Source organism: Cobetia sp. cqz5-12 (assembly GCF_016495405.1).
GTDB lineage: Bacteria > Pseudomonadota > Gammaproteobacteria > Pseudomonadales > Halomonadaceae > Cobetia.
In genome coordinates, this window is record NZ_CP044522.1 from 2,108,355 (window position 1) to 2,128,008 (window position 19,654).

General features: G+C 61.1%; 17 protein-coding genes. 6 read left to right on the plus strand and 11 right to left on the minus strand.

Annotation, left to right across the window (positions count from 1 at the left end):
• Nucleotides 1-8: 8 nt before the first annotated feature.
• Complete coding sequence (gene can / locus F8A90_RS08915; RefSeq protein ID WP_043334249.1) at nt 9-662, minus strand: carbonate dehydratase; 654 nt, start codon at nt 660-662, stop codon at nt 9-11.
• 338 nt (nt 663-1,000) lie between these two features.
• On the opposite strand from can, the gene gorA reads away from it, so the two are divergent.
• From gorA to F8A90_RS08935, 4 genes are all read left to right on the plus strand, one after another.
• Complete coding sequence (gene gorA / locus F8A90_RS08920; protein ID WP_200016749.1) at nt 1,001-2,389, plus strand: glutathione-disulfide reductase; 1,389 nt, start codon at nt 1,001-1,003, stop codon at nt 2,387-2,389.
• 520 nt (nt 2,390-2,909) lie between these two features.
• Nucleotides 2,910-3,893 carry a TAXI family TRAP transporter solute-binding subunit gene (locus F8A90_RS08925; protein WP_217485816.1) on the plus strand — a complete coding sequence of 328 codons (984 nt, stop codon included), beginning with the start codon at nt 2,910-2,912 and terminating at the stop codon, nt 3,891-3,893.
• A gap of 513 nt (nt 3,894-4,406) precedes the next feature.
• Complete coding sequence (locus tag F8A90_RS08930; protein WP_200016750.1) at nt 4,407-6,989, plus strand: TRAP transporter permease; 2,583 nt, start codon at nt 4,407-4,409, stop codon at nt 6,987-6,989.
• A 357-nt stretch (nt 6,990-7,346) separates the two neighbouring features.
• A complete protein-coding gene (locus F8A90_RS08935) occupies nt 7,347-8,753 on the plus strand; it encodes a PhoH family protein (protein WP_200016751.1) in 1,407 nt (468 codons plus the stop codon).
• Between the two features lie 216 nt (nt 8,754-8,969).
• On the opposite strand, the gene F8A90_RS08940 is transcribed toward F8A90_RS08935, so the two are convergent.
• Nucleotides 8,970-9,935: a DNA-binding protein gene (locus F8A90_RS08940; protein ID WP_200016752.1), complete on the minus strand. Its 966-nt coding sequence runs from the start codon at nt 9,933-9,935 to the stop codon at nt 8,970-8,972.
• Nucleotides 9,936-10,479: 544 nt separating this feature from the next.
• On the opposite strand from F8A90_RS08940, the gene F8A90_RS08945 reads away from it, so the two are divergent.
• Both F8A90_RS08945 and F8A90_RS08950 read left to right on the plus strand, forming a co-directional pair.
• The gene (locus F8A90_RS08945) at nt 10,480-11,742 is read left to right on the plus strand and encodes a tyrosine-type recombinase/integrase (RefSeq protein ID WP_233593253.1); all 1,263 of its coding nucleotides are present in this window, start codon (nt 10,480-10,482) and stop codon (nt 11,740-11,742) included.
• A 111-nt stretch (nt 11,743-11,853) separates the two neighbouring features.
• Nucleotides 11,854-12,285 (plus strand): SufE family protein, encoded by a 432-nt coding sequence (locus F8A90_RS08950; protein WP_054556665.1) that lies wholly within the window; start codon nt 11,854-11,856, stop codon nt 12,283-12,285.
• A gap of 184 nt (nt 12,286-12,469) precedes the next feature.
• Here F8A90_RS08950 and F8A90_RS08955 read toward each other — a convergent pair whose 3' ends face one another.
• The 9 genes from F8A90_RS08955 to F8A90_RS08995 all read right to left on the minus strand — a co-directional run bounded on the left by F8A90_RS08955 (nt 12,470) and on the right by F8A90_RS08995 (nt 19,615).
• Nucleotides 12,470-13,204, minus strand: coding sequence for an RES family NAD+ phosphorylase (locus tag F8A90_RS08955; protein ID WP_200016753.1), 735 nt, complete (start codon nt 13,202-13,204; stop codon nt 12,470-12,472).
• Entirely contained in the window at nt 13,201-13,602 is a 402-nt protein-coding gene (locus F8A90_RS08960; protein WP_052384668.1) for an MbcA/ParS/Xre antitoxin family protein, read from the minus strand. The genes F8A90_RS08955 and F8A90_RS08960 overlap by 4 nt, the downstream gene beginning before the upstream one ends.
• A 119-nt stretch (nt 13,603-13,721) precedes the next feature.
• A complete protein-coding gene (gene yidD, locus F8A90_RS08965) occupies nt 13,722-14,003 on the minus strand; it encodes a membrane protein insertion efficiency factor YidD (RefSeq protein ID WP_233593254.1) in 282 nt (93 codons plus the stop codon).
• A 37-nt stretch (nt 14,004-14,040) separates the two neighbouring features.
• Entirely contained in the window at nt 14,041-14,487 is a 447-nt protein-coding gene (gene hisI / locus F8A90_RS08970) for a phosphoribosyl-AMP cyclohydrolase (protein WP_200016755.1), read from the minus strand.
• Between the two features lie 97 nt (nt 14,488-14,584).
• Nucleotides 14,585-15,409: a metal ABC transporter permease gene (locus F8A90_RS08975; protein ID WP_043334239.1), complete on the minus strand. Its 825-nt coding sequence runs from the start codon at nt 15,407-15,409 to the stop codon at nt 14,585-14,587.
• 78 nt (nt 15,410-15,487) lie between these two features.
• On the minus strand, nt 15,488-16,318 hold the full coding sequence (locus F8A90_RS08980) for a metal ABC transporter ATP-binding protein (RefSeq protein WP_166017980.1): 831 nt from the start codon (nt 16,316-16,318) through the stop codon (nt 15,488-15,490).
• 111 nt (nt 16,319-16,429) lie between these two features.
• A complete protein-coding gene (locus F8A90_RS08985; protein ID WP_325096904.1) occupies nt 16,430-17,812 on the minus strand; it encodes a metal ABC transporter solute-binding protein, Zn/Mn family in 1,383 nt (460 codons plus the stop codon).
• Nucleotides 17,751-19,088: a dihydroorotase gene (locus F8A90_RS08990; protein ID WP_166017984.1), complete on the minus strand. Its 1,338-nt coding sequence runs from the start codon at nt 19,086-19,088 to the stop codon at nt 17,751-17,753. Before F8A90_RS08990 ends, F8A90_RS08985 begins: the two co-directional genes overlap by 62 nt.
• Before the next feature lie 59 nt (nt 19,089-19,147).
• On the minus strand, nt 19,148-19,615 hold the full coding sequence (locus tag F8A90_RS08995) for a Fur family transcriptional regulator (RefSeq protein WP_200016757.1): 468 nt from the start codon (nt 19,613-19,615) through the stop codon (nt 19,148-19,150).
• Nucleotides 19,616-19,654 lie beyond the last annotated feature (39 nt).

Here is a 19,654-nt window from a genome sequence, read left to right on the forward strand (position 1 = left end):
CGGCTTGCTCAGTCCTGCTGCGGTAACGGCTCGATGCGGTCCACACGATACAGCTGCGGCACCTGTGACAGGTTGCTGATGGTGCAATCGAGGTTGTTCACTCGACCATCGGACAGGCCGTAGACCCAGCCGTGCACTTCCAGCTTCTGACCGCGCTCCCAGGCGCGTTGCAGGATCTTGGTTCTGGCCAGGTTCTGCACCTGAGAGCGGACATTGAGTTCGCACATGCGGTCGACCTGCTCATCCAGCGGCAGGTCCTTGAGCTCGTCATAGTGCAGATTGTAGAGCTCACGCAGGGTGTGCAGCCAGTAGTCGACCATGCCATTGTCACCGCCGGTGATCGAGGCACGCACGCCACCACAACCGTAATGGCCGACGATCATGATGTGCTCGACCTTCAGGACATCGACGGCGTACTGGATCACCGACAACGCGTTCATGTCGTTGTAGTGGATCAGGTTGGCGACATTGCGATGAACGAAGACTTCACCGGGCGGCAGGTCGATGATCTGGTTGGCCGGTACGCGGGAATCCGAGCAGCCGATCCACAGAAAGTCAGGATTCTGCTGGTCCGAGAGGCGCTTGAAGAACTCAGGGTCGCGCTCGGTCATGGATTCAGCCCAGACCTTGTTTTGCTCAAGCAGCTTTTCGATATTGCTCATGGCAGGGAGACCACTTTTTCAAATGACGGGGGCAGGGGATGGTTCTCACACAGAGGCGTTGGCCGTGATGCCTCTCGGGCGCAGACCTTCCGGGCTCAGGCCCTCGAGACAGAGTGACGATGTTACGCGCCCGTAGAGCGCTTCGCCAATGACGGTGCTAGCCCCTGTGCCAGCACGTTGTAACTTTTGTCTAACATGCTTGTTGCACATATTTACCGTGTCAGAGGCCACAGGGTCAACCTGAAGGCCGATACGCGGGTAACCGTGCCCATCGTCACGGGACTCCCGAGGGCGCGCGAGTCCTGATACCATGTGGCCAATTCATCAAGGAGATTCCCGTGACCGATCAGACCCATCAGCCTGCGACAGGCCAGTTTGACTTCGACCTGTTCGTCATTGGTGCCGGCTCCGGCGGCGTTCGCGCTGCCCGTACCGCCGCCGCGACCGGCGCCCGCGTTGCCGTGGCAGAAGACCGCTACCTCGGCGGTACCTGTGTCAATGTCGGTTGCGTGCCCAAGAAGCTCTACTCCTACGCTGCCCATTACCATGATTCCTTCAAGGACAGCGCCGGCTTTGGTTGGGATCTGGGGGACACCCCTCGCTTTGACTGGGCGACCCTGCGCGATCGCAAGACCGCCGAGATCTCTCGTCTGAACGGCATCTATCGCAATCTGCTCAACAACTCCGGTGCCACGCTGATCGAAGGCCGTGCCAGCATCGCCGATGCCAACACCGTCGTCGTCAATGGCGAGCGCCACACCGCGGCCAAGATTCTGGTTGCCACCGGTGGCTGGCCGTTCCTGCCGGACTTCCCGGGTCGTGAACATGCGCTGGATTCCAACCGCATCTTCGACCTGGAAAGCTTCCCGAAGCGCTTCTTCGTCATTGGTGGCGGCTATATCGCCGTCGAGTTCGCCAGTATCTTCAATGGCCTGGGGGCCGAGACGCACCTGAGCTATCGCGGCGATCTGTTCCTGCGTGGCTTTGACAACGAAGTACGCGAGTTCACGCGTGACGAGATGTCCAAGAAGGGCGTCAATCTACACTTCAACACCACGGTCGAGTCCATCGACAAGCAGGGCGACGTCTACAGCGTGCGTCTCAGCGATGGCCAGGCGCTGGAAGTGGATTGCATCCTCGCCGCCACCGGCCGCAAGCCGAACATCGAAGGCCTGGGGCTCGAGAATGTCGATGTGGCGCTGAATGTCGATGGCACCGTGCGCGTCAACGAGCGCTTCGAGACCACCACCCCGTCCATCCTCGCGCTGGGTGACATCATCGGTGGCCCGGAACTGACGCCGGTGGCACTTGAAGAAGCCATGCACCTGGTGCGTGCGCACTTCGGCGACGGCGTCGTGGGTGGTCTGGATTACGACACCATCGCGACGGCAGTATTCTGTCATCCGAATATCGGTACCGTCGGCCTCAGCGAGGAAGCGGCCCGCGAGAAGTTCGACAGCATCCGCGTCTACACCGCCGACTTCCGTCCGCTCAAGCACACCCTGTCCGGCAGCGATGAGCGCAGCCTGATGAAACTGATCGTCGATGATGCCAGCGACAAGGTCGTCGGCGTACACATGGTCGGTGATGAAGCCGGTGAGATCATGCAGGGCATCGGCATCGCCGTGCGTGCCGGCCTGACCAAGGCCGACTTTGACCTGACCGTGGGCATTCACCCGACGGCAGCGGAAGAATTCGTCACCATGCGCAGTGTCACGCGCACCTGACAAGCCAGTCGCCAAGACAGCGCGTCGAAAAGACTGAGCTTTGAAAGACTGAACGTCGAAATAAAACGCCCCACGGCCTTGCCGTGGGGCGTTCTTGCATGCGTCTTCTGCGGGCTCCCAGGCGCAAATTGACTGCGAAAGGGGGGGCATGGTTACTGAGTAACGGTGCAGGTTACACAGTCAGCTGCAGCGACCACCTGAATCCGCGCTGAAAGTTGCACGCAATGAGGAAGCGGCAATCCTCGCGTGGCGAGGGACAAGTCGTTGCCTGCGCAGTTCACTGCCAACACCTACACCTTTCGTAGCATAAAGCATGACAAGCTGGTACTCGCACACTTCAGCTATGCTAGTCTCAGTGCAGCGTTATGCACCTCAAATTACTGAAATATCAGCCATGTGGCAGTGGATAAGCCTGAAAATCGGCTTGTTTCACACGCGATAAAAGCAAGGGCCTGGCCGGTACCGAGGTGCACGACGGCAAGACCAATAACAAGCCAGCAAAGGGAGTTTCAACATGACCATGATCAAGAAGTCGCTGACAGCGGCGGTCGCGACCGCAGGTCTTGGCCTGATGGGGATCTCCGGAGGCGCCAGCGCCGCCGAGCAGACCTTCGTAACCATCGGCACCGGCGGTGTAACAGGCGTTTACTATCCGGCTGGTGGTGCAATCTGCCGCTTGGTCAATCGTGGCAAGGCCGAACACGGCATTCGCTGCAGCGTCGAATCCACGGGCGGTTCCGGCTACAACCTGAACAGCATCCGTACCGGCGAGCTGGACATGGGCGTTGCCCAGTCTGACGCGCATTACAATGCCTATGAAGGCAAGGGCGACTTCGAAGACTTCGGCCCGAACAAGGACCTGCGTTCACTGTTCTCCCTGCACCCGGAACCGTTCACTGTCGTCGCTCGCAAGGACAGCGGCGTGACCGAGTTCGACCAGCTGGAAGGCAAGCGCATGAATATCGGTAACCCGGGTTCCGGTCAGCGCTCGACCATTGACACTCTGCTGTCCTCTCAGGGCAAGGACACCAGCGTGTATTCCGTGGCCTCCGAGCTCAAGGCCTCCGAGATGTCTTCCGCGCTGTGTGACAACAAGATCGACGGTTACGTCTACGTCGTGGGTCACCCGTCCGGTTCCATCAAGGAAGCGACCACCACCTGTGACGCAAACATCGTCAATGTCACCGGCGACGCCGTCACCAAGCTGGTCGAAGAGAAGCCTTACTTCTCCGTCGCGACCATCCCGGGTGGCATGTACCGCGGCAACGATGACGACGTGACCACCTTCGGTGTCCGCGCGACCATCGTGTCCAGCGCGGAAGTCGAAGACCGCGTCGCCTACGAAGTGGTCAAGGCCGTGTTCGACAACTTCGATCAGTTCCAGCGCCTGCACCCGGCGTTCCAGGTTCTGAAGAAGGAAGAGATGGTCAATGCTTCCCTGACGGCGCCGCTGCACGATGGCGCCAAGCAGTACTACAAGGAAGCTGGCCTGCTGAGCGAGTGATATGCCCTGTGTGCCTCGCCTGCGAGGCGCCGTGCATGAACGCTCACCCTGTGCTCAAGGACCCGAGCATAGGGAGCACAGGGAATTCCCGGAGACCGCACTCGTTGCGGTCTCCGTGCTTGTGGAAAGTCTGCATTCCCGGGCGGCCACTTAGGTCGTGCAGGAAAGGGCCAAGCAAGAAAAGGCCGAGCAGGGATAGCGCAGCAGAGACACCCGCTGTCATTGCGCAATCAAGACTTGCCTGCGAGTGGCAAGTGGCGTAACGGCAGCCGCAGCATGGACAAGCGTGACCAGGCAAGGTCTCACGCTCGTCACGAGCCTAGCTCGCTGCCCGTTCAGGAAAGCGTTCAGTTAATTTGCGCCCTGATTGGGTGAATCAATGGAAACATCTGTCAGGCCGGACATACTGAAGACGTAACCAGCTTGATAAGCATGTGGTTGAGCAGGACCTTCTGGTCGAGCAGGAAGGTGACCTGTCAGCCATCGCCTGACTCGCGTACCGGATCACAAAAAATGACCAAAACCCAAACTGCAGCAACGTCTCAGGCGCCAGACGCCGAGACGCATCATGATGCTGAAGTCCTCGAGATGCTGGAGTCGGAAACCGGCGGCCGTCATCCCGTGGGCTTCGTGGGCCGCCACTTCATGTGGCTGATTCCACTGGCATGGTCGTTGTTTCAGCTTTACCACGCCTCGCCGCTGTCACTGCTCAATTCCGACACCGCGCGCGCCGTGCATCTCTGTTTTGCCATTTCGCTGGCCTTCGTGGCGTACCCGGCCTACAAGGGTGCCCCCGCCAACCGCATTCCTCTCTATGACTGGGCATTGGCGATCTTCGCCGTGGCGGGTGTCGCCTATGTGCTGATCTTCAGTGATGAGCTGGCACGCCGCGCTGGCGCCTATACCACCGTGGACCTGGTGTTCTCGGGGATCGGCCTGGTCCTGCTGCTGGAAGCCACGCGCCGCGCACTCGGGCCGCCACTTGCGGTCGTCGCCAGCGTCTTTCTGCTCTACAGTCTGTTCGGCGCCTACATGCCCGATGTCATCGCGCATGCCGGGGCCAGCCTCAACAAGCTGCTCGGCCACCAGTGGCTGACCACGGAAGGGGTGTTCGGGGTCGCGCTCGGTGTTTCCACCGACTTCGTATTCCTGTTCGTGCTGTTTGGTGCCTTGCTGGAACGCGCAGGCGCCGGTAACTACTTCATCCGCATGGCCTTCTCCATGCTCGGCCATATGCGTGGCGGACCGGCCAAGGCCGCCGTCGTCGCCTCTGGCCTGTCCGGCATCATCTCCGGCTCCTCCATCGCCAACGTCGTCACTACCGGCACCTTCACCATCCCGCTGATGAAGAAGGTCGGCTTCCCGGCCACCAAGGCGGGCGCCGTGGAAGTGGCAGCGTCCACCAATGGTCAGCTGACGCCGCCGATCATGGGTGCCGCAGCCTTCCTGATGGTCGAATACGTCGGCATTCCTTACCTTGACGTCATCAAGCATGCCTTGCTGCCGGCATTGATTTCCTACATCGCCCTGATCTACATCGTGCACCTGGAAGCGTGCAAGGCCGGCATGGAAGGCCTCAAGCGCACCCAGAAGACCAGCATGATCGCGACCTTGCTGACCTTCCTGACCGTCTTCATCGGCATGGGGATACTCACTCTGGTCGTCTACTACGGCATCGGCTGGATCAAGACCCTGGCGGGTGACGGCGCGGCCTGGATCGTGCTGCCGCTGCTGCTGGCCTCCTATGTGGCACTGATCGCCTACTCGGCACGCTTCCCGGAGCTTGGGGAAGGCGATATCGATGAACTGCCGCCGGTCGGTCCGACCGTCAAGGTCGGTCTCTACTTCCTGCTGCCGGTCGTGGTACTGGTGTGGTGCCTGACGGTTGAACGCATGTCACCGGGGCTATCGGCTTTCTGGGCCGTACTGTTCATGATCTTCATCACCGTGACCCAGCGTCCGCTGGTGGCCATCTTCCGCAAGGAAGGCAATGTCGGCGGCGCCGCACAACGCGGTGGCGAAGACCTCTTCCATGGCCTGGTGATCGGCGCCAAGAACATGATCGGTATCGGCGTGGCGACTGCGGCGGCAGGTATCGTCGTTGGCACCGTGACCCTGACCGGACTGGGCCTCAAGATGACTGCCTTCGTCGAGTTCATCTCGGCCGGCAACCTGATGCTGATCCTGCTCTTCACCGCCGTGATCAGCCTGATCCTGGGCATGGGCCTGCCGACGACCGCCAACTACATCGTCGTCTCGACGCTGATGGCACCGGTCATCGTCAATCTGGGCGCGGAAAACGGCCTGATCGTGCCGCTGATCGCCGTGCACCTGTTCGTGTTCTACTTCGGGATATTGGCTGATGACACGCCACCGGTGGGTCTAGCCGCCTTCGCGGCGGCCGCGATTGCCAAGGCAGACCCGATCAAGACCGGTATCCAGGGCTTCACCTACGATATCCGCACCGCGATCCTGCCGTTCATGTTCATCTTCAATACCAACCTGCTGCTGATGAACATCGACAGCTACTGGCACCTGGCGATCACGGTGGCCTCGGCCGTCGCGGCGATGCTGGTCTTCGCAGCGGCGACCCAAGGCTACTGGCTGACCCGCACGCGCTGGTACGAGACCATCGGTCTGCTGCTGATCACCTTTACGCTGTTCCGTCCGGGCTACTGGTGGGACATGATCTATCCGCCCACCACCATGGCCGCACCGCAGCAGATCGAGACGCTGATCGCCGAAGCGCCGGTGGACAGCAAGCTGCCGATTCACGTCTCGGGCATCAACCTGGATGGCGACGAGGTTTCCAAGACCGTGTTGCTGCCGGTCTCTGACGCCGAGAGTGGCGAAGCCCGTCTGACCGATGTCGGCCTGACGCTGGACATCAGCGACGAGCAGGTGCTGGTCAGCATGATCGAGTACGGCAGCGTGGCACAGCAGGCCGGCATCGACTTCGACTTCACCATCGATGGCATCCAGCAGACGGCTGAGCGTCCGCCGAAGGAAATCGCCATGCTGCCGGCACTGGCGTTGCTGTGGTTGATCGGCTTCCTGCAGGTACGTCGACGTCGTCAGCAACCCGCCGTTGCCTGACGCCTAAGCGCTATCCACTCGACAAGATAGCGTTTGAGCGCCAATCCTCACGGCTGATGCCGTGAGGGGGTAAACAAAAGCCGCCCCCGAGATTATCGGTGGGCGGCTTTTTCATGCGTGCGGCGCTGACTTTGCGTGCGGCGCGATTGGCTCTCTTTGCTACTAGTTGGGGCTGCTCAGCATGATGCTGTCAGGCTCCTGGCAAGAGGGCATTTCATGAGGGAGCAACAGTATGCGCCTGCCTTGCGTGACCTGTCTGCAAGGCTTGCGTGAAATCTGAACGCGTTTTTGCAACACGATCGACATATTCATCATGCTAGCTTCAAGGGGCACACTCCAACGGAAGGCATGTCGCCAATGGTAAGAGTCGAGAAGCAGTCCCGTCGTCTGTATGTCCTCGATACCAACGTGCTGATTCACGACCCCTCAGCCCTGTTCCAGTTTGACGAGCATGATGTCGTCATTCCGATGACGGTGCTGGAGGAGCTGGACAAGCACAAGAATGGCAACAAGGAGATTGCCCATACCGCCCGCCAGATCAGCCGTACGTTGTCCGATCTCACCGCGGACGTCACACCTCAGGAAATCCTGCGTGGAATTCCGCTCCCGCCCTCCATGAATGGCGCGGGCAACCTTCACTTCCTCTCCGGCCATGTCGATCAGAGCGACGCCTGCGCCGACAATCGCATTCTTGCCGAGACTCGCAGCCTGTCTGCACGCTGTCAGGACGCCTCGGTCATCCTGGTGACCAAGGACATCAATCTACGTATCAAGGCCGCCGCCCTGGGCATGGCGGTGGAAGACTATCTGACGGACCGCGCCTTCACCGACAGCGACGTCATGATCGAGGGCGTCAAGCTCTTTCACGAGGCCGGCCACGACGGCCAGGGCGTCTGGGACGACATGCAGGTCGATGTCACCGTCACGCGCGAGCACCATCGCACCTTCTATGAGCTGTCAGGCCAGATGCCCAAGGACTGGTACCCTGGCATGCTGATCGCGGATTGCGATGGGGATGATGGCGCCAGCTTCGAGGCCATCGTGCGCGAGCTGGAGCACGACTATGCACGTCTGGAAGTGCTGCAGAACTATCGCAACGAGCGCAGCGCCTGGGGAGTGAACGCCCATGACAGTCGCCAGAACTTTGCACTCAATCTGCTGATGGACGACAGCGTCGACATGGTGTCGATCGCGGGCAGTGCCGGTACCGGCAAGACCTACATGACGTTGGCTGCCGCGTTCGAGCAGACACTGGAGAAGAAGCGTTTCGAACGCATCATCTTCACCCGCGCGCCGATCGCGATGGGCGAAGAGATCGGCTTTCTGCCCGGTACCGAAGAAGAGAAGATGTCGCCGTGGATGGGCGCCTTCCACGACAACATGGACAACCTGCTACGCAAGGAGGGAGAAGGCACCAGCGCCTGGAACGAGGAGGCCACGCGCGCCTGGATCGGTAATCGTGTCCAGATTCGCTCCCCGTCCTTCATGCGTGGCCGCACGTTGAGCGATACCTTCCTGATCATCGATGAAGCCCAGAACCTGACACCCAAGCAGCTCAAGGGGTTGCTGACACGGGCGGGCGCCAACACCAAGGTGGTACTGCTGGGCAACGTCGGCCAGATAGACACTCCCTATCTGACCGCCAACACCTGTGGTCTTGCGGTGGCAGTGCAGCGCTTCAGCTCGTGGCCGCATGCCAGTCACGTGACACTCAAGTGCGTCGAGCGCTCACGCCTGGCGCTGGTCGCGGAAGAGCTGCTGTGAGGTATTCGCTGCATCTTCGACAACTTGCTATCCACTCGATGGCGTCGCCATCACGACACTGACGGCTCTGAAATCACGAGCTTGGCATCACGAGATAGAGAACACGACAGCACTGACAAAAAACGCCGCCCATCTGGGCGGCGTTTTCGTGTGCACTGCGTCATGTCGGTCACGGTGATCACACCGCAAGTGCGTGGTGATCACTCGAACAGGCCTTCAGCATACGAAAGGCGGCAAGGGCGCAAAGGCCAGACGCTCCTTGAGCAACTTGTTTTCATGCGTCAGCTGCCCAAGCTGAGCCTCCAGGCGTGAGTATTCCGCCGAGGAGTGCTCCAGCTGCGCGCGCATGTCCTTGAGCTCCGTCTCGCGCTGCTGGCGAGCCGAGGCCTCCTCAAAGCGGCGACGCTCTTCTTCCTGCAGCTGCTTGCGTTGCTCGGCCGCCTGGGCATCGAGACGCTCGACGCGCTTCTCGAGCTGCTCCTGACGACGTCGATGCTGTTTGTCGAGCTCGCTTTTCTCGAGACGTGCATCATCCAGCATCTTCATCAGGCGCGTTTCACTGGCTTCATGACGCGCCTCTTCCTGCGCGAGGCGCTCCTTCCACTCGCTTTCCTGCGCCTGAATCGCCTGCTGATGGCGCTCATGGTCTACTTCGCGCGTGCGCTCCATGGCCGCGATGTCTTCCTGGGCCAAGGTCAGACGCTTTTCGAGCTTGTCCTGCAGCTGCTGCCAATGTTCCTGCTCATTGGTCAATGTCGCCAATGCCTGCACGCGCTCTTCGAGGCGCGCCTGCACCTGGGCCAATTGCTCGGACAGGGCGCTGAGACGCTGTTCGGCATCTTCCGCGCGGCGCTGTGCCTGCGCTTGGGCCTCACGCGCCTCGACGGTCTGCTTGTCCGCTTCCTGGCGATAGTGCACCAAGCTTTCATTGGCCAATGACTGCGCCTCCTTCCAGACCGTGGCCAGGGTCTCGGTGAGACTGTCAGGCATGGCCTGACTCAGTGGCTCATCACGCTTCTCGGCGCGCCGCTGGCGCCAATCACGCAGGTGATCGCTGATAGTGGTGAAGCTGCCGGTCCCCAGCACTTCACGAATCTTCTGCACGCTCGGGGCCTCGCCCCGTGCCATCAGTGACTCGATGGCTCGTTGTACATCCTCGTACTGGACGCCAGTGCGCGCCATGGGAATCTCCGTCCGTAGTCCGTCATTGATACATGGTCTGTCATTGATTCGTCGCAAGTCTTTGCTGCCTGGCCGCCATTACGCCACGAAGCGCGACCAACTACCACTCTCAAACGTGCACTCTACAAGCACGTGCTGACAGCTGATGGGCCACGCCATCTGACGAGAGCATTGCCGTGATGTCACTCACCCTATTGTGCCATCGGCCTGCCGCCAGTCTGGTGCCCATCTTAGCGATGTTTTCTCACAAGATAAAGATAATTACATATTACGTAATACGTAATTTACGATACATTGTACTCTATAAATTCATGATTACGCGCCTTATCTTGAATTATCTTGATCATAACGTCACAATCAGCCCCGAGGACAGGCCAAGGCTGGAGAGAATAGGGTAGGGCAGAACAGGCAAGGACAGAGCAGGGATGGGTAGAGCAGGAAAGGGCAGACAAGTGAATGCCAGGGGCGCCATAGCGCGGCGCACGCCTGATATGACGCGCCAGACGGGCGATATACAGCCATGAGCAGCAACGGGAGTTGATCGGTGGAAGAAAGCACGCATGACGGCATCACCGCGCTGGTCGGGCATCTGGAGGGCGAGCTATCAAGAGTGCAGCAACATGCTCAGCTGACGGCCGCTGATGATCGCTCACTGATTCGCGCCCACACGGATGTCGAGGCCGTGGCCGCCTGGCTCAACGAATATCGCCACAGCGCTCAGACGCTGCGTGCCTATCGCAAGGAGGCGGAGCGCCTGCTGCTATGGCTCAAGGCCGAGGGAGAGCAGGGCAGAGCATCCGCCCTGGCCAGCCTGGATCGCGAACGACTCGCGCACTTCGAGGCGTTTCTGGCCGACCCTCAGCCTGCAGAGGTCTGGATCGGCAGCGTGCGCGCCCGCAAGCATCCGCAGTGGCGACCCTTTCGCGGCCCGCTGGCCCCCGCCAGCCGCCGTCAGAGCCTGGTGATCCTGCAGGGCATGTATGCATGGCTGATCGAGGCCGGCTACCTGTCACGCAATCCGTTCCGTCTGATGCGCGACAAGCGCCGCATGGACAACCGCACGCTGCGCATCGAACGCTATCTTGAGCGCCCGCTATGGGACTGGTTGTGGAGGCGTATCGAAGCGCATTGCGAGGAGTTGACACCGGTCCGTGCTTCACCTGAAGACGAGGTGTCCCGCGAGCGCTTCGTGGCCGAGCGCCAGCGCTTTCTGTTCGCGTTCGCCTATCTGATGGCGCCCCGCATTGCGGAAATGGCAGCCGCAAGGATGGGGGATATCGTCAAGCGAGAAGGCCAGTTGTGGTGGCGCGTGATAGGCAAGGGCGCCAAGCTGGCCGAGATTCCGCTGCCGCCGCCGATGCTCGAGGCGCTGGTTCGCTGGCGACGCCTGCGCGGGCTCAGTGATCTGCCGCAGGCACTGCCCACCGATGAGTCGCTGCCGCTACTGGCGCGCCTGGATGGCACGACACCGCTCGGCGACAACCAGCTCTACCGCTTGATCAAGCAGACTTTTGCCCGAGCCGCCAACGACATGCGCCAGCGCATCCAGCGCCCCGGCGATGCCAGCGAGCTGATGGCACGCACCCTCGACCAGGCAAGCCCTCACTGGCTGCGCCACACCGCGATCACCCATCAGGCACAGGCCGGGGTAGAGCTGCGCTTTCTGTCACGCTCCGCCAGACACTCGCGACTGGATACGACATCGCGCTATCTGCACGCCGAGGACAGCGAGTGGCAACAGCAGATGGCCAGGCATTCGCTGGCGACGCCAGGCTATCCCCCTGAGGCGTCAGAACACGACCAATGAGCGTTGTCCTGGGCGCTCAGGCCGAAGGCACCGTGCGTCCGCCTGAGTCAGGCGTTATCATGGCGACAGCGTATCTTCAGACACTTTGTAGCGACATCATCGGGAGTCAGCATGAGCGACGCGCAACAAGCGCAGGCGGAACTGGTCGAGGAATTCAGCTTCTTCGACAACTGGATGGACCGCTATCAGTACATCATCGACATGGGCAAGGCGCTGCCGGAATACCCGGAGGCACTCAAAGGCCCTGAGACCAAGATCGATGGCTGCCAGTCCAACGTCTGGATCCATCCCGAAGTGCGTGGCGAAGGCAGCGAGCAGCGCCTGCATTTCCAGGCGACCTCGGACGCCGCCATCGTGGCTGGCCTGATCGCCGTGGTGCTACGCATCTACAACGACCGGACGCCGCAGGAAATCGTCGCCACCCAGCCGACCTTCCTCAATGAGCTTGGCCTCGACAAGCACCTGTCGCCGACGCGCTCCAACGGCTTGCATGCGATGCTCAAGCGTATCTACGGCGTAGCCGAGCTTCACGCCAACGCCTGAGGCCTGGCGTTTTCGCTCTGAGGCTTCAGACCTGATGATTCAGGTCTGAGCCGACCCGAGTAACGCAAGACGCCCGCCATTCCGCTCGAAATCTCGAGACTGGAATGGCGGGCGTCTTTTTTGGGTTTTTCTCAAGAATTTCTCAGGGCTTTCTCAGGTCGTTCAGCAGGGCGTTTTCACACCCTCAGCGATGCTCGCGCACCTCCAGCACATGCGTCATCGCCTGATGCTGCCCATCCCAGACATAACGCAGGTGCGGCCCCTGAATGGGGATGCTGACCGCCGGCGGACGCAGAATGGCGGCGCACTCGGCGCCTGCATCCACCTGGGCGTGGCGCACGCTCGGATAGAGCAGGCCAAAGCTGCCAGCCTCTCGCAACCTGGCGGCAAAGGCCTGGCCGGCAGGGTAGCTGGCCATGTCTGGCTGACAGAGGGCGTCATGACCCTCGCGAATGTCATGCAGTGGCTGCGTCACGCGATTGACGTAGCTGCGCATGGTCATTTCCTGACTGGGCTGCGCGGTATCGGCCAGAAAGCGCGCCATGTGGAAGCGGGTCTCGCTGATCGCGGTGTCCAGCGTACTGGCGCAGTAATAGACCCCGAAACTGCCATCGGTAAAGCGCGAGGCGCGCCCGATGTGCGTGAAGGCGGCCATCACCGGCGTGGAACCCGGCCCGCTGATGCGGTCTTGCGGTGCGACGCGATTCAGCTCGCCGGCTTCTTCGCGCAGGCGATCATTGGTCAGCGCCTCGATGGCAAACGCCATTTCCAGCTCATCAGGCTCGAGAATATCCTCGAATACCGAAATGGGCGGGAAGGCGCTGGAGATCACACGCCAGGCGTTCTGCCAGTCCGGCAGCGTCAGCGCGGGCAGGGCGGAGTCATCGACATGCTTGCCTTCGCTCGTCCATTCGCTCATCCACGCACTCCGTCGAGATAACGGCGAGTGTCGGCCAGCGAGACCACCTGACCGGCCAGCATGTAGTCCAGCGCACTCTGGCCATTGAAGGGCGCCGCACGATTGGGGCGACGCACCCATTCATGGGCCATCTCAGGCGTATTGCTGAACAGGATGCGCAGGGCCTTGTGAATCCCCATCACGTAGGAGATACGCTCCAGGGTGTCGTTGGGCAGGCGCACTTCCGGCAGCTTGCGGTACTTGTGGTAGGTGGTGGTGCCGATACCCCCCAGCAGCACGCGCTGATCCGCCGCGCTGCACTGCCACTTCTCCATGATGTTGAAGAAGGACTTGAGGGCAACGCGGCCCGCACTGGGGCTGGTCGGGGACACACGATCGAGGGCGGCTGCGGTGGACATGACATTCTCCTGCTGACTGACGATGGCGTCACAGCTGACACCATATACATGTGAATGATAGCACATAATTTCTTCACATGCGTACGAGCGTCCACGATGCAAGACGCTGTCATGCGTCATCAAGACCTGGGCGCGTCGTCCTTATCATGCGCATCACAGCAGCTGGCAGACGAGGCGTGATTCTTGCGCGGTGGCACGGGGTCCACGCCACCCGGCCCACCCAGTGGGTGGCAGCGCGACAGACGCCTGGCCGTGAGCCAGCACCCCTTGAGGGGCCCATGCACCTTGATGGCCTCAAGTCCATAACTGGAGCAGGAAGGGTAGAAGCGACAACGCGGCCCCAGCAGCGGGCTGAGCACCAGCTGATAGCCGCGCAGCAAACCGGTCAGCAGGCGCGTCATGACCGACGTCACGCCGCGCCTGAGAGAGTGGCGATGTTCAGGCGTTGCCATACAGGGTGTTCGGATCAATGATCGGTGCATCGGTAATCTCGGCACCTTCAGCATCCAGGCGCCAGTAGAAGCAGCTCTTGCGGCCGGTATGGCAGGCAGGGCCTGTCTGATCGACCTTGACCAGCAGGGTGTCGCCATCGCAGTCCAGATGCGTACTGACCAGCCTCTGCTGTTGGCCCGAACTCTCGCCCTTGCGCCACAGCTTGCTGCGTGAGCGTGAGAAGTAGCACACGCGACCAGTGGAGAGCGTCTCGTGCAGGGCTTCGGCGTTCATCCACGCCATCATCAATACCTCACCACTGTCGTGCTGTTGCGCGATGGCGGGAATCAGGCCGTCGCCATTCCAGGGCAAGGCGGCGATCAGCGCATCCAGCGCAACCTTCTCGCCGACATCGGCAGTCTCCAGCGACTTGAGTAGTCCATCCTGTGCCATTGAGGGTGTTTCCTTGCAGAGTCCATATCGAAGCCCCTGCCAGTGTCATGTCACGCTGGCAGGGGCTCACGCAGTATTCAGTATCACAAGCCGCGAATCAGCGACGCAGCCCGCCACGGGCACTGCGCCAGATGAGCGACAGCAGGTAGGCGACACCGGCCACCAGCACGATGGTCGCACCGGCAGGCAGGTCGAACTGCCACGAGAGCGCCAGCCCACCTGTAGTGAAGGCCATGGCCGCCAGGCTCGCGATCACGATCATCATGCCAAGTGAGCGGGCATGATGGCCGGCAAGCGCGGCAGGCAAGGACAACAAGGCCAACACCATGATCAAGCCCACGGCCTGCAGCAGCAACACGACGGTGATCGCCACCATCACCAGCAGCAGCAGATAGAGCGTCTTGACCGGCACGCCCCGCAGACGCGCGAACTCTTCATCGAAGATCACCGCAGTCAGCGGGCGATGTACCAGCAACAACACCAGCGCCAGACCTCCCACCATCCAGGCAAGGGTACCGATGGCATCCGCGGGCACCAGCAGCAGGTTGCCGAACAGGTAGCTCATCAGGTCGACCTTGTAACCCGGGGTCTGACTGATGAACAGAATGCCGGTAGCCATGCCAATTGCCCACAGCGCACCGATGACGGTGTCTTCCTGATCAAAACCCTTGAGACTGATGTAGCCGATCAGCAAGGCGGCGAGGATGGCACTGATGAAGGCGCCGACCAAAGGGCTTGCGCCCATGAAGTAGGCGATCCCCATGCCGGCAAGCACGGTATGGGCGATCCCCCCGGCCAGATAGCCGATGCGGCGTACCACGACATAGGGGCCGACCAGACCGGCCGCAAGACTGGCCAGCAGACCGGCGAAGAGGGCGTTCTGGAGAAAATCCTGGCTGCCCAGGGCGGTGATGAAATTCATGTAGTGTAAGCCTAGAGCGCAGAGCGGGCGACGTGAAGGAAGTGAAACAGGCCAGACGAGCAGTCACCGGCCGCGACATCAGTGATGGTGATGGATCATCTGGACGTGTTCGCCATAGAGCCGCTCGATCGATTCGGCGGTGAGCGTCTCGGTGTCATGGACGATCATCTTGCGGTTGAGGCAGGCCACTCGATCGACGTAGTCACTGATGAAGCCGAGATCGTGACTGATCACCACCACGCTCATGCGGTTGGCCAGACGATTGAACAGCTCGAACAGCGAGCGCTCGCCGTCGCTGTCGACACTCGCGGTGGGCTCATCCAGCAGCAGCAACTGAGGCTCGGCCGCCAGGGCGCGAGCGATCAGCACACGCTGCAACTGACCGCCGGAGAGGGCATCGATATGTCGACGGCGCAGGTGACTGATGCCGACTTCTTCCAGCACTGCACCGATCGCCTCACGGTCCGCGCGTGGCCACGGGCCCCACTGGCGACGACGCCCTTGACGCCCCATCAGCACGACATCTTCCACACGGATGGGGAAGCGCTTCACGAAGTTGGCAAACTGCGGCACATAGCCGATATGGCGCGCAGCAGTCTGAGGCGTGCGCCCCAGCACCCGGACACAGCCAGCCGCTGGCTTGTGAAGACCGAGTATCAGCTTGAGCAAAGTGCTCTTGCCACCACCGTTGGGCCCGATCAGTCCCACGATCTCGCGCGCGCCGACCTGAAAGTCGACATCGTCGAGAATGACCTGCTCGCCATACCGGAAGGTCACGCCGCGAATATCAATGGCATCCGGTGCATCTGCCGGCACCGGGCGAAAGACCGGTCCGACACTGCGCCCGGTGGCTGACGCCTCCGGATGGCTGTCCGTGCGCGGGCGCGCGACGGAGATGGGGCTGACCATGACGTAAGGTACCTCGTTGCAACGCAGACGGGCGCATGAGCGCCCGTCTGACTTTTCGATGGGGCAGGCATTGTGCAAGATCAGACGCCATGCGCAATACCCGGCCGGCAATTACTGGCTGTCAGTCAGCTCGAAACCTGCCTTCAGCGCTTCGGTGGCGTGCTTCAGGTTGTCGAGATAGTCCTCTGCCAGCGGGTCCAGCACTGCCACTTCGGCCTCCAGAGAGCTTGCGATCCGCTTGGCCGCCGTCTGGGAGAACTGTCCAGAGACGAAGATGGTGCCGATGTTCTCATCCTTGGCACGCGTGATCAGCATGGCCATCTCGCGCGGCGTGGGCTCTCGGCCACTGACTTCAATGGCATGCTGCTCGAGCGAGTAGCGGTCCGCGAAGTAGCCGAAACTGGGATGGAAGATCAGGAAGTTACGGCCCTTGTAGGGGGCCAGCGTCTGAGCGATCTGCTCATCCAGCTCACTCAAGGTCTTGAGCAGACGCTGCTCATTGGCATCGATCTCGCTGGCATGCTGCGGAAGGCGAGCCTCGAGCACCTCGGCGGCACGCTCGACGACGGTCTGCATGCGCTGCGGATCCAGCCAGAGGTGAGGATCGGCTTCGCCGAGACCCTCATCCTCGTCATGATGGGCGTCATGACCTGCGTGCTCGTCATGATGCTCTTCGTGACCTTCGTGCTCATCGTGGTGGTGCTCGTCGTGATCTTCATGCTCATCATGATCGGCATGCTCATCATGATCGGCATGATCGGCATGATCGGCATGATCGGCATGATCGGCATGATCGGCATGATCGGCATGATCGTCGGAGTGATCATCATCATGATGCGCGTCGTGATGCTCATCATGCTCTTGCTTATGAGCATGCGCTTCATCATGACCATGATCATGTGCCTCGCCACTGCCGAAGTGGCGTGTGTTGAGGCCCTCCTCAAGATGCACCACCTGCATCTCGGCATTGTTCTTCTCGAGACGCGGCAACCAGACCTGCTCGAAGGGTACGCCGATGGCGAGATAGAGGGGAACCGTCGACAACTCGGCCACCTGGCGGGGGGTCGGGTCATAGGTGTGCGGGCTGTTGCCCGGCTTGACCAGCGTGGTGATCGCGACATGATCCCCGGCCAGCTGATCGACCATCCACTCGACGGGTGGCACGCTGACGGCGACATGCAGTGGCGCACTGTCTTCGGCTTGCGCGTTGGGGGCCGCCAGAACGGCAAGCGCACCCAGCACGCTCAGGGGCAGGCTACGCGCGGCCCGCGAACCCAGCGTGCGCTGGACCCGGGACAGCAGCTTTTCGCAGAATACCTGGCGAGAGGCCAGGGGAGAGCCCGCATGCATACTCATGACACCACTTCCTTTGTTAGTGATCACGGCATGATGCGGGCAAGGCGTGCCGAGAATCGACACGCCATGACCGCCATCAGCCGCGGTTGAACGAGAGACGCTGGCCGTTGGCCACCGGGTTGACGGTCTTGCCGTCATAGGCTTTCACGCCGTTGACGAAGGTCGCATCGATACGCGCCTTGAAGGTCACGCCATCGAAGGGGCTCCAGCCACACTTGTAGAGCACGTTGTCACGCGTGACGCTGGTCTCGCCATTCAGATCGACCAGCACGAGGTCAGCGAAGGCCCCTTCACGGATATAGCCGCGATCGACGATGGAGAAGCGATCCGCCACGTTGTGGCTGGTCTTCTGCACCAGAGTTTCCAGGTCGTAGATGCCGTCCTGGACCTGATCGAGCAGTGACAGCAGGGCATGCTGCACCAGCGGCAGGCCGGAAGGCGCCTTGAAGTACGGGTTCTGCTTCTCTTCCCAGGTATGCGGCGCGTGATCGGTGGCGATGATATCAATACGGCCATCCATCACGGCAGCGCGCAGGGCGGCGCGGTCTTCGGCGGTCTTTACTGCCGGGTTGCACTTGATCAGGCTGCCACGGGTGTCGTAATCGGCGTCGCTGAACCACAGGTGATGCGCGCAGACTTCGGCGGTGATCTGCTTGCCCTTCATCGGGCCGGCCTTGAACAGCGCCATTTCCTCGGCGGTGGTCAGGTGCAGGACATGCAGCTGGGTACCGTTGCGGGTCGCCAGGTCGATCGCCAGACGCGAGCTCTTGATGCAGGCTTCGCGCGAGCGGATCAGACCGTGTTCGGAGAAGGGCACATCTTCCCCGAAACGCTCACGCCAGCGCGCCTCGTTCTCGAGAATCATCGGCGTGTCTTCGCAATGCGTGACGATGGGCGTCGGGGCATGCTTGAAGATGCCTTCGAGAATCTCCGGGTCATCGACCAGCATGTTGCCGGTAGAGGCGCCCATGAAGATTTTGATGCCGCAGGTCTGATTCGGATCCAGCGTCTTGATCGCTTCCAGGTTATCGTTGCTGGCACCCAGATAGAAGGCGTGGTTGGCATGGGCACGACCGGCCGCCACGGCGAACTTGGCCTCCAGTGCATCGCTGTCCAGAGTCGCCGGCTTGACGTTGGGCATGTCGAAGAAGGTGGTAATCCCCCCGGCTACGGCGGCAGCAGACTCGGTGGCGATGTTGCCCTTGGCGGTCAGGCCCGGCTCACGGAAGTGCACCTGATCATCGATCATGCCCGGCAGCAGATGGCGGCCAGCGGCATCAATCACTTCACGTGCATCGAGGTGAGACAGGTCGCTGCCGATGGCGTGAATACGCCCGTCCTTGATGCCCACATCCTGAGTGGAAATGGTGCCTTCATTGACGACTTGCGCCTGTGAGATGCGGATGTCCAGCATGTGACGTCCTCCGTGGGAAGCAAATGTTATATCGTATCAAAAGCGCTCGCAAGCGCCGTTCACTGAGCGTTTTCTGCCATGACAGCTGCTTGAGAGATGCAATCCTGGCAACGCCCCTCGAGTTCGATGGTCTGGCGTTCGATCGAGAAACCATGGCGATCGGCGCTGGCGACGAGCCGGGTGCCGAGATCGTCATCATGCATTTCCTCGACACGACCGCAGCCGCGGCAGATCAACAGCTGAAATCCGTGCTGATGTTCCGGGCAGTGGCAGGCAAGGTAGGCATTGAGTGATTCGATGCGATGGACGAGCCCCTGTTCGAGCAGGAAGTCCAGCGCACGATAGATCGTGGGAGGGCGGGCAGCGCCATGTTCCTTGGCGAGCTGATCCAGCAGGTCATACGCCTTGAGTGCGCCATGACTGGTCGCGATCATTTCCAGTACACGTCGCCGAATCGGCGTAAATCGCACACCGCGCGCCAGACATTGACGTTCAGCCTGGTCGATCAGCGAAAGTGGCTCTGGCATGAAGAATCCTGAGTGTCGTGAATCCCGGATGTCAAAAGG